General features: G+C 38.6%; 27 protein-coding genes and 1 other annotated feature. All 27 genes read left to right on the forward strand.

Annotated features, from left to right (window positions below):
• Positions 1 to 122: 122 nt before the first annotated feature.
• The 27 genes from RCG22_RS21740 to rpmA all read left to right on the forward strand — a co-directional run bounded on the left by RCG22_RS21740 (position 123) and on the right by rpmA (position 23,746).
• Positions 123 to 575 carry a prepilin-type N-terminal cleavage/methylation domain-containing protein gene (locus RCG22_RS21740; protein WP_308104676.1) on the forward strand — a complete coding sequence of 151 codons (453 nt, stop codon included), beginning with the start codon at positions 123 to 125 and terminating at the stop codon, positions 573 to 575.
• Between the two features lie 2 nt (positions 576 to 577).
• On the forward strand, positions 578 to 982 hold the full coding sequence (locus RCG22_RS21745) for a prepilin-type N-terminal cleavage/methylation domain-containing protein (RefSeq protein WP_308104677.1): 405 nt from the start codon (positions 578 to 580) through the stop codon (positions 980 to 982).
• Positions 983 to 984: 2 nt separating this feature from the next.
• Entirely contained in the window at positions 985 to 1,932 is a 948-nt protein-coding gene (locus RCG22_RS21750; protein WP_308104678.1) for a type IV pilus modification PilV family protein, read from the forward strand.
• A gap of 69 nt (positions 1,933 to 2,001) precedes the next feature.
• Positions 2,002 to 2,808, forward strand: coding sequence for a hypothetical protein (locus RCG22_RS21755; RefSeq protein ID WP_308104679.1), 807 nt, complete (start codon positions 2,002 to 2,004; stop codon positions 2,806 to 2,808).
• A gap of 73 nt (positions 2,809 to 2,881) precedes the next feature.
• On the forward strand, positions 2,882 to 4,210 hold the full coding sequence (locus RCG22_RS21760) for a G5 domain-containing protein (protein ID WP_308104680.1): 1,329 nt from the start codon (positions 2,882 to 2,884) through the stop codon (positions 4,208 to 4,210).
• A 15-nt stretch (positions 4,211 to 4,225) separates the two neighbouring features.
• Positions 4,226 to 5,887 (forward strand): GspE/PulE family protein, encoded by a 1,662-nt coding sequence (locus RCG22_RS21765; protein WP_308104681.1) that lies wholly within the window; start codon positions 4,226 to 4,228, stop codon positions 5,885 to 5,887.
• A 12-nt stretch (positions 5,888 to 5,899) separates the two neighbouring features.
• Entirely contained in the window at positions 5,900 to 6,949 is a 1,050-nt protein-coding gene (locus tag RCG22_RS21770) for a type IV pilus twitching motility protein PilT (protein WP_308104682.1), read from the forward strand.
• A complete protein-coding gene (locus RCG22_RS21775; RefSeq protein WP_308104683.1) occupies positions 6,942 to 8,159 on the forward strand; it encodes a type II secretion system F family protein in 1,218 nt (405 codons plus the stop codon). The genes RCG22_RS21770 and RCG22_RS21775 overlap by 8 nt, the downstream gene beginning before the upstream one ends.
• Before the next feature lie 135 nt (positions 8,160 to 8,294).
• Entirely contained in the window at positions 8,295 to 8,819 is a 525-nt protein-coding gene (locus RCG22_RS21780; protein ID WP_308104684.1) for a type II secretion system protein, read from the forward strand.
• A gap of 5 nt (positions 8,820 to 8,824) precedes the next feature.
• Positions 8,825 to 9,601 (forward strand): prepilin peptidase, encoded by a 777-nt coding sequence (locus RCG22_RS21785; RefSeq protein WP_308104685.1) that lies wholly within the window; start codon positions 8,825 to 8,827, stop codon positions 9,599 to 9,601.
• 20 nt (positions 9,602 to 9,621) lie between these two features.
• Complete coding sequence (gene pilM, locus RCG22_RS21790) at positions 9,622 to 10,608, forward strand: type IV pilus biogenesis protein PilM (protein ID WP_308104686.1); 987 nt, start codon at positions 9,622 to 9,624, stop codon at positions 10,606 to 10,608.
• Positions 10,608 to 11,471: a PilN domain-containing protein gene (locus RCG22_RS21795; RefSeq protein ID WP_308104687.1), complete on the forward strand. Its 864-nt coding sequence runs from the start codon at positions 10,608 to 10,610 to the stop codon at positions 11,469 to 11,471. The genes pilM and RCG22_RS21795 overlap by 1 nt, the downstream gene beginning before the upstream one ends.
• A complete protein-coding gene (locus tag RCG22_RS21800; protein WP_308104688.1) occupies positions 11,468 to 12,250 on the forward strand; it encodes a pilus assembly protein PilO in 783 nt (260 codons plus the stop codon). The genes RCG22_RS21795 and RCG22_RS21800 overlap by 4 nt, the downstream gene beginning before the upstream one ends.
• 102 nt (positions 12,251 to 12,352) lie before the next feature.
• Positions 12,353 to 13,471 (forward strand): SPOR domain-containing protein, encoded by a 1,119-nt coding sequence (locus RCG22_RS21805; protein ID WP_308104689.1) that lies wholly within the window; start codon positions 12,353 to 12,355, stop codon positions 13,469 to 13,471.
• Positions 13,472 to 13,678: 207 nt separating this feature from the next.
• Positions 13,679 to 14,251: a Maf family protein gene (locus RCG22_RS21810; RefSeq protein ID WP_308104690.1), complete on the forward strand. Its 573-nt coding sequence runs from the start codon at positions 13,679 to 13,681 to the stop codon at positions 14,249 to 14,251.
• A 42-nt stretch (positions 14,252 to 14,293) separates the two neighbouring features.
• Positions 14,294 to 14,983, forward strand: coding sequence for a RadC family protein (radC, locus tag RCG22_RS21815; protein ID WP_098259671.1), 690 nt, complete (start codon positions 14,294 to 14,296; stop codon positions 14,981 to 14,983).
• Positions 14,984 to 15,146: 163 nt separating this feature from the next.
• Positions 15,147 to 16,169: a rod shape-determining protein gene (locus tag RCG22_RS21820; RefSeq protein WP_098259670.1), complete on the forward strand. Its 1,023-nt coding sequence runs from the start codon at positions 15,147 to 15,149 to the stop codon at positions 16,167 to 16,169.
• Between the two features lie 79 nt (positions 16,170 to 16,248).
• Positions 16,249 to 17,130 (forward strand): rod shape-determining protein MreC, encoded by an 882-nt coding sequence (mreC, locus tag RCG22_RS21825; RefSeq protein WP_098259669.1) that lies wholly within the window; start codon positions 16,249 to 16,251, stop codon positions 17,128 to 17,130.
• Positions 17,127 to 17,645 (forward strand): rod shape-determining protein MreD, encoded by a 519-nt coding sequence (gene mreD, locus RCG22_RS21830; RefSeq protein ID WP_308104691.1) that lies wholly within the window; start codon positions 17,127 to 17,129, stop codon positions 17,643 to 17,645. Before mreC ends, mreD begins: the two co-directional genes overlap by 4 nt.
• A 164-nt stretch (positions 17,646 to 17,809) precedes the next feature.
• Positions 17,810 to 18,490: a septum site-determining protein MinC gene (minC, locus tag RCG22_RS21835; protein ID WP_098259667.1), complete on the forward strand. Its 681-nt coding sequence runs from the start codon at positions 17,810 to 17,812 to the stop codon at positions 18,488 to 18,490.
• A gap of 1 nt (position 18,491) precedes the next feature.
• Positions 18,492 to 19,295 carry a septum site-determining protein MinD gene (minD, locus tag RCG22_RS21840; protein WP_098259666.1) on the forward strand — a complete coding sequence of 268 codons (804 nt, stop codon included), beginning with the start codon at positions 18,492 to 18,494 and terminating at the stop codon, positions 19,293 to 19,295.
• Between the two features lie 125 nt (positions 19,296 to 19,420).
• Positions 19,421 to 20,209 (forward strand): peptidoglycan DD-metalloendopeptidase family protein, encoded by a 789-nt coding sequence (locus RCG22_RS21845; RefSeq protein ID WP_308107222.1) that lies wholly within the window; start codon positions 19,421 to 19,423, stop codon positions 20,207 to 20,209.
• A complete protein-coding gene (locus RCG22_RS21850) occupies positions 20,202 to 21,068 on the forward strand; it encodes a M50 family metallopeptidase (protein ID WP_308104692.1) in 867 nt (288 codons plus the stop codon). The genes RCG22_RS21845 and RCG22_RS21850 overlap by 8 nt, the downstream gene beginning before the upstream one ends.
• A gap of 90 nt (positions 21,069 to 21,158) precedes the next feature.
• Positions 21,159 to 22,622 carry an Rne/Rng family ribonuclease gene (locus RCG22_RS21855; RefSeq protein WP_308104693.1) on the forward strand — a complete coding sequence of 488 codons (1,464 nt, stop codon included), beginning with the start codon at positions 21,159 to 21,161 and terminating at the stop codon, positions 22,620 to 22,622.
• 67 nt (positions 22,623 to 22,689) lie between these two features.
• Positions 22,690 to 22,773: a sequence feature (ribosomal protein L21 leader region), on the forward strand.
• A gap of 13 nt (positions 22,774 to 22,786) precedes the next feature.
• Positions 22,787 to 23,095: a 50S ribosomal protein L21 gene (rplU, locus tag RCG22_RS21860; RefSeq protein WP_026563440.1), complete on the forward strand. Its 309-nt coding sequence runs from the start codon at positions 22,787 to 22,789 to the stop codon at positions 23,093 to 23,095.
• Positions 23,096 to 23,110: 15 nt separating this feature from the next.
• Positions 23,111 to 23,452 carry a ribosomal-processing cysteine protease Prp gene (locus RCG22_RS21865; protein ID WP_308104694.1) on the forward strand — a complete coding sequence of 114 codons (342 nt, stop codon included), beginning with the start codon at positions 23,111 to 23,113 and terminating at the stop codon, positions 23,450 to 23,452.
• A complete protein-coding gene (gene rpmA, locus RCG22_RS21870; RefSeq protein WP_066257887.1) occupies positions 23,453 to 23,746 on the forward strand; it encodes a 50S ribosomal protein L27 in 294 nt (97 codons plus the stop codon).
• Positions 23,747 to 23,762: the final 16 nt, after the last annotated feature.

Raw genomic sequence — 23,762 nt, forward strand, 5'->3', positions numbered from 1 at the left:
TTTAAACTTTATGGATTTGACATTACCTGATAAAATAGGACTATTAAAAAGAAATTTTTGTATATTTTTCTGTGAATTTGTAGAATAATGGAATTATAGCTTGGGAGAGGGGGAGAAGGGTAATGAAGAAACTAGTAAAAAATGAAAAAGGTTTTACATTACTTGAAATTCTTCTATCACTTTCTATTTTATCTATCGTTATACTAGTGTTTTTTGGCTTCTTCATCCAATCAGCGAAATTCTCTTTCCAGAGTCAAAATAAAATGTCGGCTGGACAATTGAGTCAAGAAATCCTTGGAAAGGTAAAAAGTTCAACGTTTCAAGCAGATTTGACCGTGGATAATTTTAAAGAACTATATAAGGATGATACATCTCGATACCAAATTGATACTAATGGTAAATTTTATCTGAAAATAAATAACCAAAATTACTATCCCCAGGTGAAAATAATACCTGCTAAGGGTCAGAATGGAGAATTTTCTACTCAACTTTATTACATTCAAGTAGAGATTGGGGTACAAGAAAAAGGGGTATGGAACAAAAAGTTTGAAACGTATGGGTTTAAGGGGAATTAGTGATGAAAAAAAACGGTTTTACTCTTATTGAACTGTTAGTAGTTTTAGCAATTATGGGATTGGTTCTTGGAGTAATCTTTTCTATGTTTAGTTCAGGAATTAAACAAGGAGAGAAAATGAAAAATAGAATCTATTTGCAACAAGAAGCTAATTACGTTTCAACCGTACTGCGTAAAACACATCAAAATAAACCAGAGTATACAATTGAAATAACGACTAGTGAGATAAAAATTGATGGTATAACAATTTCTGATAAATTTAATTACGTAGCAAATATAAAATATAACAAAAATCCATATATTAATGGTCAAAAAATAAACAGCAGTTATCCAGTGGAGATTGAAATAAAGTTCAGCAAAGACGGAAACGACTACACACTGAGAACTACATTATCTAGAGGGGTTTAGAGATGTTGAGAGAAGAGAAGGGGTCCACCTTAATAACTGTTTTGTTAATGATCGTTGTTTTTACTGTTATTGGCCTTTCCTTAATTGGCATTAACGTAAACAATTCAAAACAAGTATCTAAATCTGGTAATGATATACAGGCTACAAATCTTGCTGAGATGGGTACAACCCACTTAAAAGAAGTAATCTTTACTAAAATTTCAAGTGATGCTTATAAAACAAAAGACCTAGAGCAAATTAAAACAAGTTTACAGTCTGAATTAAATCCAATAATCAATCTCGATTTTCAAGTAAGTACAAGTAACAAAACAAAATTTAAAATTGCAGCGGCAACAGTACAAAACGAAGTAGTTGGAAACAATGAAATATTAACAGTCAAATTTACGACGGTTGGAATATCGGAAAATACCCAAACTAGAGAAATTAGTGGAACAATTAAGGTTACAAGGGGAAGAAGTGTGTCATTCCCACCTAAACCCACTTCTATTAAGGACGAAAATACTTACCTAAATACAGTAACATATAAATTTGATGGTATTAGAACGGAACCAGAATATTACTATAATGGTTTTACTTTGACTCCTCCTACAACTCTTACTTACACCGTAACTGCAGACCTTTATGCAAAAGGAATTATAAGGCAAGAGGCTAATACTGATTTAATTGTATGGGGTAATGCATATGTTGAAAATCCTTATCCAAAAATCAATGATCCTGGGAATGGGAATCTAGGACTAATGTGTGTTGAAAAGAAACTTTTTATTTATAGTAACCAAAAATTCGATATTAAGAAACTTAGTGATTCAGGTTACTCTACCTGTAGTGAAGTTGTTGGACATAAACCCGCTTTGAATGGAGTCTATGCAAAGGATTATGAGTATATAAGAACTACAAATCCTGATAATTGGAGTAAAGGAAATCTAACAATAGAAAATATTGAATACAAGTAAAATAAGTTTAGTATTTTAATTTAAATTAAATCTACTAAATTATCCTGATCATTTAATGGAGTGAGATAAATGGCAAGTATTTTGTGGGCCATAGGTGCTGCTACTGTTCTTATATTAATAATAACTTTATTACCATTAGGTTTCACTTTTAAAGGAAAGTTAATGATTTCTTTTCTCAGTTTTGTTCTATCACTTGGTGGACTTGCAGCTATTTCAATTATTCCGTTGTGGGAAACTGCATTAATGCTTTTAGCACTCAGTTTTTTTGCAGCATACTTTATGAATAACCGTTTAGGAACAATGATAGTACAAGAAAATCCTGTATTTGTAGAACATTTGGATAAGGAATTCGACACACCTGAAACTTCCTATGAAATAGAAAGTCTTAACAATGGAAATTTGGCGGAAATTGACGATGAATTACACTTACCGGATTCGTCCAATCTTAAATTAGAAAAAGATACAGTGACTGACGTAACTTCTTCACATGTTTTATCTGAAATTAAGGATGAACCTGATCATGAGCAGGAGTCGAACGATATGGATATTTCATTTTTACTAGAAAGAGATAATGAAGTAGTAGAAGTAAAAACACAAATTGATGAACAAAACATGGAAAATGACTATTTATCTGATATTGAAAGTTTACTAGAGCTTGAATCAATGACAGAGCAAGTGGAGACACATGAAGACACTCTGGACCTTTCGCCGATCCAAGTAGAAACGAATTTAGCTGTAGAACGCGAAGATGAGGAACAGGAGCTTTCTGATGATTCACTTTTCGATTTTCTTCTTGCTAAAAAGGAAGTAGCTGCTGATCGTGAAGATGTCTTAAATGTAATTGAACCGAAAGATAAGATAGTTCTTCAAAAGTAACTATCAATAATTGTTATATATCTTAGATGAATTGATGAAGTATAATGTGATTGTTTGAAGGGAGGCAGAAATTTTGGGCAAGAATCAACAAATGATCAAATTGTTTGTTGTTTTACTTTTTAGTACGGCATTTATATTTAGTTTCTCCCATTATGGCGCGAAAGCATATGAAAAAATAACAAATGCAGACGGGAAATTCTCCGATGGTACCACGATCGGTGCTTTAGATATTTCAGGTAAGACAGAAGATGAAGCTAAAAATCTGTTGGAGGAAAAGTATGTCGAATGGCTTAAGGATTCTACTATTCAGTTGCAATATGGGGAAAAAACAGTTTCATTTGATTTAAAACAATTCCATCTAGATTCTCAACAAACAATCGACTCGATAAAGGAGGGGCAAAAAAATCCCGCATTTATTACTGTTTATAAACTACAAGTTGAAGAACAATTAGAAATTTTATTTCCTCAATTAAAAACAACTGATATAGATTTGGACAAGCTTACGACGAGCTTATATTCAACAGCTGCACTTTTCGAATCTGGTTCACAGAGCTATGACCTTCATAATGATTTCTTACTTGCAGATCATATTAAAAAGGATGCTGTCTTAAATTCAGCAGTAATCACAATGAAGGAAGTTCCTTTTGCTTTGCAAACTGAAATTGATAACAACCCTGAAATTGAAATTTCAGAAGGGTCCACTTTTTCATTGTTGGAGTTTGCTAAAAAGCAAAAAATTGATGATATAGATTCTTTAAACATAATCGCCACTGGAATTTATCAAGTGATCTTACCTTCAAACTTCTCGATTGAAGAAAGAAATATTGGCAGCACTTTACCTGCATATTCACCCTTAGGGTACGAAGCAATGGTAAATCTAAATAAAAAGGCCGATTTGGTGATAGTAAATCCGAATAAATCAAAGTATATGCTTAAATTCCACCTAGATAACAACCAGTTGAAGGTGACGTTAACGGGTGAAGAGTTAGTGTATAAATATCAAATTAGTACAAAAGATGAACAAAAGTTAGCATTTAAGACAATCATTCAATATAGTCCGCTTCTTCTCCCAGGAAAATCTAAGATTCAAACAAAAGGAAAGAAGGGTCAAATTGTTAAGGTATACAGGGAAGTTTTTCAAGGTGACCAATTCCTTAACAGTGAACTGATTTCAGAGGATTATTATCCACCATCATATCAGATTGAAATCCATGGATTGGCTGGCAGCACACCAGCAGATACCCAAACGACTAATACCACTGGAAATCAAGATGGTAGCAGTACCGAGACTAATGACCCATCCAATCCTGCTGGAAATGATTCATCTACTACAACTGATAATACCCAACAAAATCCTAATGAAAATGACCTATGGGGTAAGCCAAATGAAGAACCAAAATAAAAGCAGGGATGTAAAATGAGGCAAGCACGAAAAAAACTTGGTGATTTGTTAATTGAAGAAGGACTGATTACTCCTGAGCAACTCCAGACCACTTTAGATGAAAAAGATGCTGCTCAAAAACTTGGAGATGCTCTTTTACAAAGGGGATATTTAACAGAACAGCAATTAGTTGAAGTGCTTGAGTATCAACTTGGAATTCCACATGTCAGCCTGTTTCACTACCCATTTGATACCAATCTTTTTTCACTTATCACAAAAGAAACAGCAAAAAGGAATCTAATCATTCCGTTAAAAAGGGATGGAAATAAACTTTTTGTAGCGATGGCAAATCCAATGGATTTTATCGTGATAGACGATTTACGTTTGTCGACAGGTTTTCATATTGAGCCCGCCATTGCTACGAAGGATGATATTCTTCGTACCATTAATAAATATTATGATGTTGATGATGGACTCGATGAATTACTAGATGAACTTCCACTTAATGATCGGGACAGAAATGAAGATGTAACCGATCAAAATTCACCGATTGTTCGTTTGGTCAATCAAATTTTGATCAATGCTGTCATTCAGAGAGCAAGTGATATTCATATCGATCCACAAGAGACAAAGGTAGTTGTCCGTTACCGAATTGATGGTGTTTTACGGAATGAACGTGTTCTCCCTCGAAATATGCAAAGTGTATTAACAGCTAGAATAAAAATCATGTCTAATCTTGATATCACTGAGCATAGGGTACCTCAAGATGGACGAATAAAACTGAATCTTGACTTTCATCCTGTTGATCTTCGCGTTTCAACGTTACCAACTGTGTACGGTGAGAAGATTGTTATGCGTCTACTCGACATGGGTTCAACCTTAAATGATTTAAACAAGCTTGGCTTCAATTCCTTAAATATGAAAAGATTCAATGAAATGATTGAAAAGCCGACAGGCATTGTCCTTATTACCGGGCCAACAGGATCAGGGAAGTCCTCGACCCTCTATGCGGCTCTCAATAAACTAAACAGCGAGGCAGTTAATATCATTACAATTGAAGATCCAGTTGAATATCAATTAGAAGGAATTAACCAAATTCAGGTAAATCAAAATGTTGGGATGACCTTCGCTGCCGGACTTAGATCAATCCTCCGTCAAGACCCGAATATTATCATGGTCGGAGAAATCCGCGATAAAGAAACGGCTGAGGTTGCGATACGTGCTTCGTTAACGGGTCACTTAGTTTTAAGTACTCTTCATACTAATGATTCAATCGGTACAGTTACGAGGCTGATTGACATGGGGGTAGAACCATTTTTACTAGCTTCATCTTTAAGCGGTATTGTTTCTCAGCGCCTTGTCCGAAAGGTGTGCCGTGATTGTGCGGAAATTCAAGAACCATCAAAGCGTGAGATCGAGATTTTTGCCAAGCGTGGGATGAAAATTGACAAAATTACACGTGGAAAAGGTTGTTCATCCTGCAGTATGACAGGCTATAAGGGCAGGCTTGCTCTTCATGAAGTGTTGGTCATCAATGACGAGATGAGCCGAGCAATGATGAACGGTGAATCATTTCAAAAGATGAAGGAATTGGCTAATAAAAATAAAACCATCTTTTTACTAGATGATGGCTTACTAAAAATAAAACAAGGTTTAACTACAACCGAAGAAGTATTAAAAGTAGCAATTCTGGAGTAGGAGAGCATTAACATGAAAGAAAAAATTGACGCAATTTTACGAGCTTCAATTGAATATAAAGCATCTGATATTCATTTAACCGTCGGTGTTCCTCCTGTCATGAGGATCAATGGTGATTTAAGAAGGTATGGAACTGAAAAATTATTCCCTGTTGATACAGAAGGTATGGCAAAAGCAATTATTCCAGAGCATATGTGGGATTTATTTATAGAAAAAGGTGAACTTGATTTCTCCTATGGTGTACCAGGCAGTTCGCGTTTCCGTGTCAACGCCTATCATCAGCGAAAAAGCGTGTCAATTGCTCTCAGGGTGGTTGCCTCAAAGGTTCCATCGATTGAGGAATTAAATTTGCCAGATATCGTTTCAAAGTTAGTGGAGAAACCCCAAGGCCTAATACTTGTTACAGGACCAACAGGAAGCGGGAAATCAACTACCTTAGCTTCGATGATTGATTACATGAACAGAACGATGAGGAAACATATTATTACCTTAGAAGATCCAATTGAATATCTTCATCGTCATGGAAATTCAATTATTGATCAGCGAGAAGTTGGCTTTGACACAAATAACTATGCAAGCGGCTTGAAGGCTGCCCTTCGTCAAGATCCTGATGTCATACTTGTAGGGGAGATGCGGGACTTAGAAACCATGTCGATTGCTATTACAGCAGCAGAAACGGGGCACCTTGTCTTAGGAACACTCCATACGTCTAGTGCACCAACTACAATAAACCGGATTATCGATGTGTTCCCGTCTGAACAACAGTCTCAAATCCGAATTCAATTGGCGTCTGTCTTAGTAGGGGTAATTTCGCAACGATTATTCCCTACTATTGATAAAAAGGGTAGAAAAGCAGCCACTGAAGTATTGGTCAACAATGCGGCTATTGCCAACCTGATTAGAAATGAAAAGGTACACCAAATTCAAAGCACGATGCAAACCTCCCGAGCCCAAGGGATGCATACACTTGAAATGAGTATTAAAGACCTTCTTGAACGTAACCTAATTCAAAAAGAAGCGGCATCACAGTACTTACATGAAAAGATGATAATGAATGGCTAGATTTAAATACGCTGGACGTGATCGAAAAGGAAAACGGCAGGGCACCGTGAACGCAGCTTCCAAGCGCGAAGCGATGGAAAAGCTGAAAGAAGAGGGAATTAGAGTAATTGAAATGACCCAAGTGCCTGAGACTCTAATGACTAAGGATCTCACACTTGGGACTCCAGTGAAACTTCAGGATTTTGTTATTTACTTAAGACAATTTTCGACTTTAATTAAGGCTGGCGTTACTGTTGTCGATGCAACAGCCATCTTAGCTTTACAAACTGAGAGCAAAGCCTTAAAGAAAGCATTACTAGATGTGGAACAGGAGATGCGGGAAGGTAATCCTCTTTCAGAAGCTGTTGCCAAACACAAGAAAATTTTTAATCAAATGTTTATCAATCTGGTTAAAGCTGGGGAAATCAGTGGTAATTTAGATGAGACACTTGATCGTTTGGCTGAGCATTTTGAAAAACAACACTACACACGGCAAAAAATCGTTTCTGCGCTTTCCTATCCGATTGCGGTAGGAATTATTGCTATAATTGTTGTTATCTTCTTACTTGTTGCGGTTGTACCAACCTTCGTTTCGATGTTTGATGATATGGGTGGAGAGTTGCCTGCAATAACAAAGTTTGTTCTATCGGCAAGTGGATTTATGCAATCGTTTTGGTGGTTGGTTATACTAATAATTTTTGCATTTGTCTTTATAACTACCTATCTTAAAAAAAGTAATCAAACTAAATATTATTTTGATTACTTTCTATTAAGAATGCCAATATTCGGGAATTTATTACAAAAAGCAGCACTGGCTCGGATGATGAGAACACTTAGTTCGTTGTTCTCGAGTTCTGTTCCAATTCTACAAGCGATGTCAATTGTAGAAAAAGTTGTCGAAAATGAAGTACTAGCAAGAGTAATTCGAAAGTCACGGGATTCACTTGAGAAAGGTCGTTCCATGACTGAACCTATGCAAAGCCATTGGGCATTTCCCCCTTTAGTAACACAAATGATTGCCATCGGTGAGGAAACAGGTGCTCTGGATGCGATGTTATCCAAAATTGCTGAATTCTATGAAAAAGAAGTAGAAAATGGAACAGATCGGTTAAAATCATTAATTGAGCCATTAATGATTGTCTTTTTGGCGGGATTAGTCGGGACTATAGTCACATCTATTATGGTACCAATGTTCAGCATGTTCGACCAATTTCAACAAATGAATCAATAAAAGACAAGAAAACAAAAATACTGAGAATAAAGGACAAAATACCGATAAATTCTCTTTTCTTTTCTATGTCAATTAATGTATACTACAAGAGACAATATTACTAGGTTCATAGAACCATAAAGGGAGATGAAGTTAATGCGTCAAATGTTGAAAAATAAGCTTAAAGATCAACGAGGTTTAACATTGATTGAATTACTTGCAGTTATTGTTATTTTAGGAATAATTGCTGCAATTGCAGTTCCATCAATTTTAGGGTTAATTGACAATTCTAAAAAAGATGCACATCTTGCTAATGCAACTCAAATGGTAAATTCTGCTAAAACTGCTGTAGCTAGTGATGATAATTTAATGCCAGCTCTAAATGCATCAGTGTACATTCCTTTAACATATCTTCAAACAAAGGGATATATAGAAGATGTAAAAGATCCTGATGGTGGAGCAAATGTTTATGCACCTGGTACCTTTGTTGAAGGTGATGCTACTCCAGCTAATAATACAAATCTAGCTACTGATATCTCTTCTACAGATACTTCTTTTGTAAAGATTACAAATAACGCGGGTAAGTTAGAATATAGAGTAAAACTCTACGGTGGACAAAGGCATATAAATTTAACTTTATCATCTGATCTTAAGAGATCCGTTGTTGCAAAAAATAGTTAAAATAGATGGAATATTATTGGGGAATGACGATTATCAAACTTTACATTTTATTTGTAGGCTTAATATTTGGATCCTTCTTTAATGTAGTGGGACTGAGAGTCCCAGTAAAGAACTCAATTGTAACCCCACGCTCAGCATGTCCGAATTGTGGTCATCAGCTAAAAGCAATTGAACTTATACCGGTTCTATCTTATATAATCCAAGGAGGAAAATGCCGCGGCTGTCAGTCGCGGATTTCTCCTATCTATCCAATTTTTGAATTACTTACGGGTTTACTATTTATGACAGCCCCATTAGTTATTGGCTGGTCTGGTGAATTAGTGGTAGCATTAACACTAATCTCCATGTTTATGATTATCATAGTTTCAGATATTCACTATATGCTCATCCCTGATAAAATTCTAATCTGGTTTACAGGGATTTTTTTATTGGAACGGATTGTTTGGCCGTTAACCCCATGGTGGGACAGCCTCCTTGGTGCTGTATCTGGATTTATCCTTCTCCTCGTCATCGCTCTTGTCAGTAAAGGCGGAATGGGTGGTGGGGATATTAAACTATATGCCTTACTTGGATTGGTATTAGGGTTTAAACTAGTACTTTTGTCCTTCTTTCTTTCGACATTATTCGGAGCTGTGATCGGAGGATTGGCCTTACTTTTTAAAATCGTCAAAAGGCGGCAGCCAATTCCATTCGGACCGTTTATTGCTGCAGGAACATTAACAGCGTATTATTGGGGATCGGAATTAATTGATTTGTATATACATTTCCTTAATCAAGGATAAAAACTTAAGGGGTTTTTTATATGGCTTTTTCCCTTTTTACACCTAAAAACCGAATAATTAATCTGGTTTTGAATGATCATTCGATTCGTCTTCTTGAATTAAAGCAGGCGAATCCACCTTCTGCCCAAAGATGGAACGAACGGTTTCTCCCCCCTGGTATTATTAGTGATGGGAAAATTACGGATATCGATTCCTTGGCAAACATTTTGGAAGAGTGTATCGGAGAATGGAAAATTCAAAGACGGCAAGTTCGCTTTCTAGTGCCGGACCCGCTTGTCATCATCCGGAAAGTTTCGATTCCTGCTGAAATACAGGATGATGAAATTCAGGGATATCTCTATTTAGAGCTTGGTTCTAGTATCCACTTACCATTTGAAGAACCGGTCTTTGATTTTTATTCGCTAGAAAGTGATGGCAAAACAAGGGATTTACTTTTATTTGTAGCACCGGAGCAGCAGGTAATGGAGTATGCAAACTTACTATCAAAACTTAAGCTTAACCCGATTGCGGCAGATATTTCCCCGCTTGCCTTGTACCGTTTGTATCATCAACTTGACCAAACAAGTGCAAATGAAGTTCTATTCTCTGTACAATTTGACTTAACGAGTGTGAATCTATGTATATTTGAACAAAATGTTCCGCTTGTGATGCGTCAATTTGCTATACCATTTAATGTCGACCTATGGGATGTAAAGACGGACATGGCTGGGCAATTGATATTTAAGTATACAGGCGAAACAGAAGAGTTAGTGATTCAATTTGAGGATATCTTTAGAGAAATTAATAAGTTAAGCGACTTTTACCGCTATACACTTAACAATGAAAAAAGTGATATTACCAAGTTCTTATTGAACGGTGACCATCCGATGCTGACTGCAATCTACGAGGAAATGAAAGAGAGATTTGACGTGCCTATCGATATGATTTCTCTTGAACCAGATAAAAAAGTTATTCTGCCTCCTAGTTTATTACTACCTTTAGGTCTCGCCTTAAAAGGGGTGCAATAATGTTGGTAGAAATTAACCTGCTTCCCCAAAAGGAACCGAAAAAAATTGGCTTTATCATCACTTTATCTAGTTTAGTTACTTTATTGTTACTAGTGGGCGCTTTTTACCTTTGGCAGACAAATGCTGTTAAAAGTACCATTGCCTCATTAGATAGGCAAATTTCGATGACAAAAAAGATTGCTGAAAAAGAAAATAAAAGTACAGAAGCAGTAGAAGCGGCTAGCTCTGTTAATCAATTAAAGAGTGCCATCGAGTGGGCAAATGAATATCCGATTCAGACCATTCCTGTCATGCGCCATTTGACATCATTGTTACCTGAACGTGGCTTTATAAAGAGCTTTGCTTACACAGAGGCAGGGACAATTTCGTTATCGGTGCAATTTGATAGTGCTCGAGAAGCTGCGTACTTTTTAGATAATCTTAATGAATCTAAATGGATTGAAGAAGCAAGTTTGAGTTCATTAACCGCTGCAGCAACGGCAGAGTCGACGGCTGTTAACTCAACATCTGCAACAACTAGTCAATCAAACATAACCAATACATCAAATAATTCAACAACACAAACAACGAATCAAACGAATCAAAATGATGCGTCAAACCAGAATTCGACTGCCACTACTAATGGTCAAACGAATTCCACGACAGGAACAACAGGTGAGCAAACAACTACGTCTGCCACAACATCAAATACGAATACTATCTCAAACTCAACCACAGCTTCAAACAGTAAAACGAGTAAGAATAAGAATGACAATATACTACCGCGCTATACAGGGCAGTTTGAAATAAAGCTAAATAAAGAAATTGTTAAAAAGAATATCAACAAGAGCAAGAAGAATGAGGAAGGAGTGACTGCTTCATGAAGCTCCGTTTCTCAAAAAGAGATAGCATAATTATAGGGATCGTTACTCTTATAGTAGTATTTCTCATTGTTTATGCTCAATTCTTTAAGCTATCTCCTTTAAAATCAGATTTAGGTATTAAGCAGCAGTCACTTGAGTCTGAACAAAAACTATTGGAAATCGCAAGTCAAAAAAAGGCTGAAGATACGAAAAAAACTTCTGAAGATACAAAGGAATTACAGAAGAAATTACCTGTAGAACCATTGCAGGAACAGCTTATTTTAGACTTAGAAAAAGCAGAAAATCTTTCAAATAGTAAGATTAGCTCAATGAGTTTTTCAAAAGACGCGGATGTAAGTACTGCTGCTGACCAAGCAAATGCCGAAAATGCTAATGGGCAACAAACTACTACCAATCAAACTGATACTAATCAAGCCACAGCCAATCAGGACACGGCAGCACAACAAGCGGCCGCGAACCAAACTGCGGGCATGAAGAAGATGACAGTCTCACTGAGTGTTGAATCACCAAGCTATGAGAAATTGGAGAAGTTTGTTGAAACACTTGAATCTTTGAAGCGGATTATCGTGGTTGAATCGATTAGTTATTCAGGCGGTGAAGAGATTACAAGTTTAGATCAAGAAGAACCGCCATTAACCTATAGTTTGACATTCTCTGCGTTTTACATGCCAAGTTTAGATGATCTTGCTGCGGAGATTCCGAAAATCGATGCCCCTAAACCAGCGGGTAAAGATAATCCATTGAGCCAGTTCTCAGCAACGACCGAGACGCAGCCATAATTAACACTGTGCCAAACTAGTAAATAATTTGGCGAAAGTCTACGATAACAAGACGACAAAAGTCTTGTTATTTTTTTTTGCCTTTATGATAGGATGAAACCAATGACTCATCGGAAGAGAGAGGAGTACGGTTTAGTGGACAAGCCTAATAAAGGCAATACAATCAAGATTAAATTAAATGGAGAAAACCCACATCATCAGGAGGTTCCTCCAAAAAAAGATACGGAAGAAAACAGCGACCCCATTCCTAAAGTAATAAAAATAAATACAAATCTACGAGAACCGGATATCTTCCAGGAGACGGCAGCGGCACAAGAATCTGTCGATGAAAGCTTTGACTGGATTATTCCTGAATCCTCCGAAAATGACATCGAGGAATTTAAAAATATCCCAAGTCAAACTAGCAAAAAAAAGACCCTACCAAAAATAACAACCTTCACAGCGAATACCAAGAATACCAAGAAGAAAAGCGGCCGGCCTTTAGGAACAATCTTAATATCTGCTGCCTTCGCTATTCTTATCGGAACCACAATCGGGGTGGTCATGCTGAAGTTAGTGATCACACCACCATCTAACAAGACGGTGGTAACCGAACCTGCGGTCGTCACTAACGAGCCTGCTAACACGGAAACTAAAACAAATGAAGGCAAGAACAGTTCAGCAACGATCGCTCAAGTAACTGCTTATGTTATTCAAGGTGGGGTATTTTCATCGGAAGCGGGTGCTAAGGAAACCTCTTCTAATCTAGCCTCGAAAGGCGTCCCGTCACAGACTGTAGTAATGGATGGCAAGTATTTTTTGTTCCTTGGTGTGGCCGATTCAATTGAAGCAGCTAAATCACTTGGAGCACAATATAAAGAAAATGGAATTGAGGATGTCTTTGCCAAGCCGATGTTATTAGATGAAAAGGAATTTAATAGCGTCACAGATAAAGAAAAGACCCTAATAAAAGCAGTACCTACCATTTATCAGACGCTATCGCTGACAACTTCAAATGCCCTCCTAACCAAGGAACTTCCTGAGGAAGCAATTAAAGCTCTTTCCGACATTGAAGTTCAATTAAAAAGTAGCATTAAAAATGAAAAGCTAAAGGATTTAAAGGCAGAATTGGTCAGTGCAGAAGAAAAAGTTAAAAGGTTTCAAGAATCAAAGGACGAGAAAAATCTTAGTGATGCTCAACAGCATTTACTAAACTTCTTGTCGCTTTATTTTTCTAAGTAATCAATATCCGACACGATTAGATATTTTCCGGGAAATAAGGCCTATCGAATCTGGATAGGCCTTTTTCATGTTTCATTGGTCATATGATTCCGCATAATTTTACAATTTCCATCAAAATTTAATAATATAAAAATTGTTTGCTGTTTCAATTTCTGATAGGATTGAATTGTATCTCCCTAATACGTACCAAAAAGGTAAGGTGATTAAATGCAGAACCTCATTTTAGCCTCTTCTTCTCCACGGCGAAAAGAACTTCTAGAAAATCTCCGTTTAACATTCGCGATTTCCAGTAGTGAAGTTGATGAAAGTTTTGATCCGGCGCTCTCTCCTAATGAAGTAGTGATGGAGTTAGCCGATCGGAAGGCGCAGGTAGTTTTTAAAGATAACCCTACCGCCTTTGTGATTGGCTCGGACACAATTGTTGTTGCGGATAATCAAATCCTAGGTAAGCCCGCAGATGAAGCAGAAGCCTTTACGATGTTAAAAAGCTTGTCAGGTCGGCAGCATGAAGTCTACACAGGAGTTTCGATTGTGTCTCCAACTGGTACTACAAAGTTTTATGAAAAAACCGAAGTTTGGTTTTGGGAGTTAACGGACGACTCAATACGGGCGTATGTAAAAAGTGGTGAACCGCTTGATAAAGCAGGTGCATATGGCATTCAGCAGCTCGGTGGTATGCTTGTCAAAAAAATAAATGGAGACTATTTTGCGGTTGTGGGTCTGCCTGTTTCAAGAACGATTCGAGAATTGAAAAAGGCAGGCTACCAGTTGCCGTATTAAACTTTTTTGTTCATTAACTCCCTTATATAGGGAGGGGAAAAAGTGTCCACTAATACATTAATGATCCGTGATTTCCCGCAAGATGAACGGCCAAGGGAACGTTTTATTGAACATGGTCCACAAAGTTTATCGAATCATGAATTAATCGCCATCTTGCTTAGGACCGGGACAAAAGATGAATCGGTTCTGCAGCTATCGAATCGACTGCTCACCCATTTTGAAGGGTTACGACTCTTAAAAGGGGCTAGCTTGGAAGAAATGACCGAGATCAAAGGCATTGGTTCGGCGAAGGCGATTCAAATTCTTGCGGCCGTCGAAATTGGCCGAAGAATTTCGAACCTCGATTATAAGGACAGGTATGTCATCCGCTCGCCGGAAGACGGTGCAAAGTACCTGATGAATGATATGCGCTTTTTATCACAAGAGCATTTTGTTTGTATGTATTTAAATACAAAGAACCAGGTCATTCATAAGCAAACCATCTTTATTGGCAGCTTAAATGCTTCGATCGTCCACCCGCGTGAGGTGTTCCGCGAGGCATTAAAGCGGTCAGCGGCCTCGATTATTGCAGCGCATAATCATCCTAGTGGCGACCCGGCGCCTAGCCGTGAGGATATTGAGGTGACGAAAAGGCTGGTTGAATGCGGAAAGATAATCGGGATCGACCTCCTCGATCATTTGATCATAGGCGAGAATAAGTTTGTGAGCCTGAAAGAAAAAGGTTATCTATAAACTATGATTTTATTTAACGTTGCGTTATAATATTGGTTATGGTTTTTTAGGACTATTTAAATTAGTAACTAGATAAATAATTGAGAAAAAAGACATGATATTAATGTGATTACCTACCTATTGGAGTTATTGCAATACGTATCAGAAAGGGAGATACAAAATTATGTTTGGAATTAGAGCTAGAGATCTTGGGATTGACTTGGGGACTGCGAATACCCTTGTCTATGTAAAAGGAAAAGGAATTGTCTTACGCGAGCCATCGGTTGTGGCGATGCAGACAGATACGAAAACTATTGTCGCGGTTGGTAACGATGCGAAAAATATGATTGGACGAACACCGGGGAATATCGTTGCCCTTAGACCGATGAAGGATGGAGTCATCGCTGATTTTGAAACAACAGCGGCAATGATGAAGCACCATATTCGTCAAGCACAGAAGGGGAAAAACGTTTTTACGGGCAATCCCTATGTGATGGTTTGTGTTCCATCTGGGATTACCGCCGTCGAGGAAAGAGCGGTTATTGATGCGACTAGACAAGCAGGTGCAAAGGATGCTTATACGATTGAGGAGCCATTTGCAGCAGCGATTGGCGCAAATTTACCTGTTTGGGAGCCAACCGGAAGTATGGTCGTCGATATTGGCGGGGGGACTACTGAAGTTGCCATCATTTCATTAGGCGGAATTGTCACAAGTATTTCGATTCGTGTCGCTGGTGATGAAATGGACGAGTCGATTATAACTTATATCAGAAAAAATTATAATTTGATGATTGGTGAACGGACATCGGAAGCAATTAAAATGGAAATCGGCTCCGCAGGGGATACTGATGGTGTTGAAAATATGGAAATTCGCGGGCGGGATTTATTAACAGGCCTGCCAAAGACGATTGAAATAACGGCTAAAGAAATTGCCGGCGCATTGCGCGATACGGTTTATGCAATTGTTGAAGCAGTCAAGAACACGTTGGAAAAAACACCACCAGAACTTGCCGCTGATATTATGGACCGCGGAATTGTTCTAACTGGTGGTGGCGCGCTGCTCCGCAATTTGGACAAAGCCATAAGTGAAGAAACGAAAATGCCGGTCCTGATTGCCGAGAATCCACTCGATTGCGTAGCAATTGGAACAGGAAAAGCATTGGATCATATTCATTTATTTAAGAACAAAACACGAGATTCACGTTAATTAGAAAAGCGAAGTACTAGTAAGATAACTATCAACGTCCAAAAACGATACTTTTTTAGAAAAATAGAGGTGTATAATCATGCCACAGTTCTTTCTGAATAAACGTCTGATTATTTTGCTTGTCAGCATCATTGTTCTCGTGGCATTGATTGGGTTTTCTTTAAGGGAGAGAAGTAAGCTATCCTGGCCGGAGCAATTTGTTAAAGATACGACCGGCTGGGTTCAATCCCTGGTTTCAAAGCCTACGCATTTTGTTGCAGGCTTTTTTGAAAATCTCCAGGATTTGCAAGATACATACGGTGAGAATAAGGAATTAAAATCGCGGATCGAAAATCTTGTCAATCTTGAAGCACAAGTTCAAGAGTTGACCAAAGACAATGAAGAATTGCGAGGCATTCTCGGTGAAAAAACAACCCTGAGAGACTTCAAACCATTACCGGCTACCGTAATTGGCAGAAACCCTGATCGTTGGCATGAAATGATTATTATCGACAAAGGCAAACTAAACGGCATTAAAAAAGATATGGCGGTTGTTACCGCAACCGGCTTAATTGGAAAAGTAAAAAATGTAACCCAATTTAGTTCAACAGTACAGCTGCTGAGTGCCATGGATCCGAAAAATCGAATCTCAGCGGTCGTCCAAGGGAAAAAAGATGTGTATGGATTTGTCCAAGGTTTTGATGACAAACAAAAATTACTGTTAATTAAGGCGATTCCTTCAGGGGCAAAAGTAGAAAAAGGTCAAACCGTTGTTACTTCCGGTTTAGGCGGTGTTTTTCCAAAAGGGTTGATGATTGGAAAAGTGGTGGATGTTAAGCCTGACCAGTATGGTTTAAATCAAACGGCCTTGGTGAAACCAGGGGCGGACTTTTATGATATTGAAAACGTGATTGTCATTAAAAGATTAATGACTCAGCCTGTTAAATCTGAAATATCTGATGGGAAGGTGAGGGAGTTTTGAGAAAATTCATTCTTCCTCTTTTGTTTCTTTTTCTTTTTATTTTAGAAAGTCTGTTTGTCGAGTTTTTGCCGGCAAAGATTTTTGGTTTTGAACGAATTTTTGTACCCCATTTTCTGTTTACATCCCTATTGTTTCTTACAATTTTTGTCGGAAAAAAGCAAGGGATTATTTATACGGCGATCTTCGGCCTTTTATTTGACATTGTTTATGTCGAAATTATCGGTATTTACTTTTTCCTTTATCCATTTATCTCGTACCTCATTTATAAATTACTGCAGGTTTGGCAAGCAAATCTTATCACTGCTTTTCTTGCTTCCCTAATCGGTATCTCATTATTAGAGATTGGCGTTTATGAAATGAACTTTTTAATCCATGTAACAGACCTTGATTTTATGGGCTTTATTAACTTGCGTTTTTACCCAACCCTATTATTAAATGCAGCGATTACTCTAATTGCCGCCTATCCATTAAAGTGGCTATTTGAAAAACATTCGGAAGCAATGAGGGCAGAATGATTTTTTTATAAAAAAAGGAGAATGGACGTATCGTGTCGAATTTTTATTAAAGTATGATATGTACTTTGATTCGGAATAAGCATGAGGGCTTGCAAATCCCTATGAAACGAATGAATAATGCCTGTTTCGAAATTGCTTTCTTATTATGAGGTGAAAATTTCTCCATGAAAAAACGGCAAAATGTTACAATAAAAGGAACGAAGGAAGGACTCGTCCTTCATCTTGACGATAGTTGTTCCTACGAAGAACTTAAAAGGGAACTAGACCATAAGCTTTCAGCAAATGCCAGGGCACAGGATGAGCGTCAATTAACCTCCGTCAAGGTGGAAATTGGCAACCGCTATTTAACGGAATCGCAGCGGGGAGAGCTAAAGGACTTAATTCGTCAAAAGAAGAATTTTGAAGTTGATGATATTGAATCAAACGTAATCACAAAGGAAGAAGCAGGGCAGTTACTGGCTGATACGGAGGTCGTGACGGTTTCGAGAATTATTCGTTCAGGACAAGTCCTTGAAGTCCCAGGTGACCTGCTATTAATTGGCGATGTCAATCCGGGTGGAACGGTGATTGCAGGTGGAAACATTTTTATCATGGGTACATTAAAAGGTATAGCCCACGCCGGCTGCTATGGCAATGACCAAGCTGTCATCGCTGCGTCAAGAATGAAACCATCCCAACTTCGAATTAGTGATTGTTTAAATAGAGCACCAGACAGCATCCAAAGCAATGAGAATCGGGAAATGGAATGTGCTTACATTGATGATACCCGCCAAATCATTGTTGATAGATTACAAGTTTTAATCCAATTAAGACCTAATTTAACGAGATTAGAAGGGGGACATTAAAGTGGGAGAGGCAATAGTAATTACATCCGGTAAGGGTGGAGTAGGAAAAACAACAACTTCTGCTAATATCGGCACATCATTAGCCCTTCAAGGAAAAAAGGTATGTTTAGTAGATACAGACATCGGACTTCGTAACTTGGATGTTGTTATGGGACTTGAGAACCGAATCATTTATGATTTGGTTGATGTCGTCGAAAAAAGATGCAAAATTCATCAAGCCCTTGTGAAGGACAAACGATTTGATGGGTTATTATATTTATTGCCGGCTGCGCAAACCGTTGATAAATCAGCTGTGAAACCAGAGCAAATGAAAGAACTGATTTTAGAATTAAAGCAAGATTATGATTATATTATTATTGATTGCCCAGCTGGAATTGAACAAGGATTCCAAAACGCTATCGCTGGAGCAGATAAGGCGATTGTCGTTACCACGCCAGAGGCTTCTGCTGTACGGGATGCTGACCGAATCATTGGCCTGCTTGAAAAGCAACCCGATATGGAATCGCCGAAATTAGTTATCAACCGGATTCGAAATCATATGGTGAAAAATGGTGATATGCTTGAGATTGATGAAGTCACTCAGCATTTATCGATCGAGCTGATTGGCATCGTTGCGGACGATGACGAGGTGATTAAAGCATCAAACCACGGTGAACCAATTGCCCTCAATCCAAATAACAAAGCATCGATTGCTTATCGAAATATAGCCAGACGGATTCTTGGTGAATCCATTCCATTGCAGTCCCTTGAAGATGCAAACCAAGGCGTCTTCAAGAAAATTAAAAAGTTTTTTGGTGTACGTTAAAACGAAAAGTGAAAGCGAGCTAGCAGCCTGCCCACAATCCTGTGGACAGGCTATTTTTTTTCAGACATACTCTTTCAATTTCCCTCATAGACTTGTACAAATTAGTGGGAAAAGGGTTGATAGGGATGACGCGGTCTACACCGGAAGAAATTCGGCGCCGAATCGCAAGGCGGAAAAATGATAAAGGAACGACTACTGTTAAAAATCCTGACCGCCAAATTACTTGGCCAAGTGACGATGAAAAATATGGATTTAATCAATTTACACCTTCAGGAAGTAGTAATGGCGATGACGGGCATCCATTATTTAAGAAGGAAGTATTTTTTTTCAAAATATTGTCCTCGGTCCTCCTGTTTCTAGTGATAGCCATCCTATTTCGGAATCAATCGGCTGCTTTTGAGCCAGCCAGGGATGTGGTTGCCAAAACGATGGAAAAGGATTTTAAGTTTGCGACTGTTTCAAATTGGTACGAAAGCAAGTTTGGAAAGCCTCTAGCACTCTTGCCATTTTCTGAAAAAGATCAAACCGGAAAAAAAGAGGTGGCTGAAAAGGCATTTTCTGTCCCAGCGATGGGGAAAATCCTTGAAAACTTTGAAAAAAACGGTCAGGGTATCATGATTGAAACAGGAAAAGGGGCTGCAGTTCAAACGATTAATGATGGCATCGTTACCTTCGCAGGTGTAAAGGAGGATTTAGGAAAAACAGTTATTATTCAGCATTCGGATTCGACCGAGACATGGTATGGAAACTTGGACGAAATCAAGGTTAACTTGTATGAATATATCGAAAAAAGACAAGTGGTTGGCACGGTTTCAGTGTCTGCAGGAGAAGATAAAACCAAAGGAAAATATTACTTTGCGATAAAAAAAGGCGATGATTTCATCGACCCAATCCAGGTGATTCGCTTTGAATAGAGTTCTATATTTATTCCGGCTGATAACTATCCATCCCTTGTTGTGGATTGTGATTGGACTTTCCATTGTTACTGCTCATTTTCTTGAGCTTTGTTTGCTACTTGGAATTATCTTTATTCATGAAATGGGGCATGCTGCTGCGGCTTCTTTTTTTTCATGGAGAATCAAGAAAATTACCCTGCTGCCGTTTGGCGGGGTTGCTGAAATGGATGAGCATGGCAATCGACCGTTACGAGAAGAGACGATTGTCGTTCTTGCTGGGCCGCTCCAGCATGTATGGATGGTGGCTCTAGCCTACGGGTTGGTTAGCGTCAACTTAATGCCTGAAGACCTTTTTCAACTATTCTTAAGCTATAATCTAATGATTTTTATGTTTAACTTTTTTCCGGTTTGGCCGCTGGATGGCGGGAAACTGGTATTTTTACTGCTCTCATTAAAAAGTTCTTTCCCGAGCGCTCATCGTCTAACACTCATCCTTTCGTGGGTCAGCCTATCCATCTTTTCGCTAGTCATTGCAATCGCAGCCCCGACCCATATCAATGTCTGGGTCATCATCGGATTCCTCTATTTCTCTCTTTACCACGAATGGAAGCAACGGCGCTTTATTTTTATGAGATTTTTATTGGAGCGTTATTATGGAAAAAAATCCAATTTACGGACACTGAAACCGATAGAAGCCAATGAAGAGGAGCTGCTAATTCACGTCTTAGAAAAATTCCAACGCGGTTGTAAACATCCTATCATCGTCGAAGCAGACGGCAAAGAAAAAGGAATATTAGACGAAAACGAACTATTGCACGCCTACTTCACCGAAAAACGACTAACCGACAAAATCAGCGACCTTCTTTTTTCTTATTAAACATATGTGATTAGGGCGGAAATCGCCATGCTTGTTTCACATGGTCGAACTAAAAAGGTATAATTAGAAGAAAAAAGTGAGGTCGCTTGATTGGAAACATTAATAGTTAATTACAACGCACGCGAAAAGCGATTTGCTTATCTGAAAAACAACCGTGTAGAAAATATCATTTTTGACCGGCCAGAACATCGATCACTGGTCGGTAATATTTATTATGGGACAGTAACGAAAGTTCTACCGGGGATGAATGCGGTCTTCATTGATATTGGTGAAGAGAAAAATGCCTATTTACACCGGGACACGCTGCCTTCGTATCTCCTATCTTCCGAAAAACAAAAGTCTGTCACATCCTTTGCCCACCAGGGTGAAAAAATGCTGGTTCAGGTCAATAAGGATGCAACCGGGACCAAAGGTGCTCGAGTGACGGGGATTATTGAAATACAAGGGCCCAATCTGATTTACATGCCAAAAGGACGCTACGTGGCAGTTTCCAAAAGAATTGCCGATGAAGGGCAAAAAGCAGCATTCCGCCGTATGGCCAGTCGCTTGAAAACAGTGGAAGAGGGGGTTATTTTCCGTACTTCAGCCATATCGAGTACAGAAGAAGAAATCCTATCTGAATTAACAAATCTGCGCCAATCCCACCAAGAACTATTGCAGAAAGCAGCTGCTTTAAAAAAAACAGGGCCTATTTTTCAAAAAGATTCTTTTATTGAAATGATTTTGGAACAGGTTGGGAGAATGTCGAGTGGAGAAGTAATTGTCGACGATTTAGCCCTTAAAAAACAGCTTGAGGAGAAAAACAATCAGGTCAACCATACTTACTACAATGGAAAAGAGAATATTTTTTCTGTACATAAAGTGGAACACGAAATTGATAAAGCCCTCAAGCACATCGTCTGGCTAGATACAGGGGCCTACCTTATTTTTGACGAAACGGAAGCATTAACGATCATTGATGTAAATACTGGGAAATTTTCCGGGAAGACGGACTATCAGGAAACGATCTTAAAAACAAACCAGTTTGCTGCAAAAGAAGTAGTGAGGCAGCTGCGTTTACGTGATATTGGCGGCATCGTTCTCATCGATTTCATTGATATGACTCGTGAAAAGGACAAGCAATCGATTCTCACCCTGATTGAAGCGGAATTAACCAAGGATCAGAAACGAACAAAAATGATTGGCTTTACACCGCTCGGCATTCTTCAACTGACAAGAAAAAAGACCAAGGTCACCCTTTCGGAGGCACTTGAGGTCAAATGCCCTGTTTGTGATGGGACGGGCAAAATCCTTAGTCCGGAAACGGTTGGCTTCAGGCTAGAACGTGAGCTCCTAGAGCATCGTAATTCTGAATTCGAGGCAGTCTTGGTGGAAACCACCGAAAAGGTGAAAGAGGCGCTGTTAGGACCAAATGAAGCCCACCGGGAGGCATTAGAGGAGCTCATCCATATCAAACTGTATTTTTCAGTCCAGTCATCACCCCGCCATTATTATGTTTTGAAGCAGTTTGGCAATGTAAATGAGATCTCCCACAAAGCATTAGACTCCAAATGATGTTCTTAATTTTCTATTGACACTTTTGCCTATTTTATGTTAGGATTTTAATGTTATGTTTGTAGCACCCGTGCTACAACCGCACAAAACAGGTATTAAGTCTTTGGCATTATGCTTTAAGCGCCTGTGTCTGGCGAGTCTGAGTTTATAAGGAGGTGCAGTTCATGTACGCAATTATCGAAACTGGCGGTAAACAATTGAAAGTCGAAGAAGGCCAAGCTATCTACATTGAGAAATTAGATGTTGAAGCTGGTGAAACAGTTACTTTTGACAAGGTTCTTTTCGTTGGCGGTGAAAATGTAAAAGTAGGAAGCCCTGTTGTTGCAGGCGCTACAGTTACAGCTAAAGTTGAAAAACAAGGCCGTCAAAAGAAAATCATTGTTTTCAAGTACAAGGCGAAGAAAAACAACCGTAAGAAGCAAGGTCATCGTCAACCTTACACTAAAGTAGTCATCGAAAAAATCAACGCATAAGGTGTTGAAGGATAGATGATTCAAATTAGGATTAATCGTACTGAGTCCGGAACTATTCAGTCGTTTACAATGAGCGGACATGCCAAGTTTGCAAAGCATGGCGAGGATATCGTTTGTGCAGGGGCTTCGGCAGTATCTGTAGGGGCAATCAATGCAGTGCATGCCTTAACAGGTGTGACTCCAGAGTTTGAAAACAAGCCTGGTTTTCTCCGTTGTGTAATTCCGGAAAATCTTCCGGAAAGTACAGAAGAGAAAGTGCAGCTTCTTCTCGAAGGAATGGCTGTTTCATTACGAGCGATTGAAGAAGAATACGGGAAGCACATAAAGATTACCTTCAAAAAGCAGGAGGTGGAATAAATGTTATTAAAATTAGATCTTCAGTTGTTTGCATCTAAAAAGGGTGTAGGTTCTACAAGAAACGGTCGTGACTCACACGCTAAGCGTCTTGGCGCTAAACGTGCAGACGGACAATTTGTATCTGGTGGTTCAATCCTTTACCGTCAACGCGGTACAAAGATTTACCCAGGTGAAAACGTTGGCCGTGGAGGCGACGATACACTTTTTGCAAAAGTTGACGGCGTTGTGAAATTTGAACGTTTCGGTCGTGATCGCAAAAAAGTGAGCGTTTATCCAGTAGCTCAAGAAGCTTAAGGATTACTAACGAAAA

Source organism: Neobacillus nitrireducens (assembly GCF_030915405.1).
Taxonomy (GTDB): Bacteria; Bacillota; Bacilli; order Bacillales; family Cytobacillaceae; genus Neobacillus.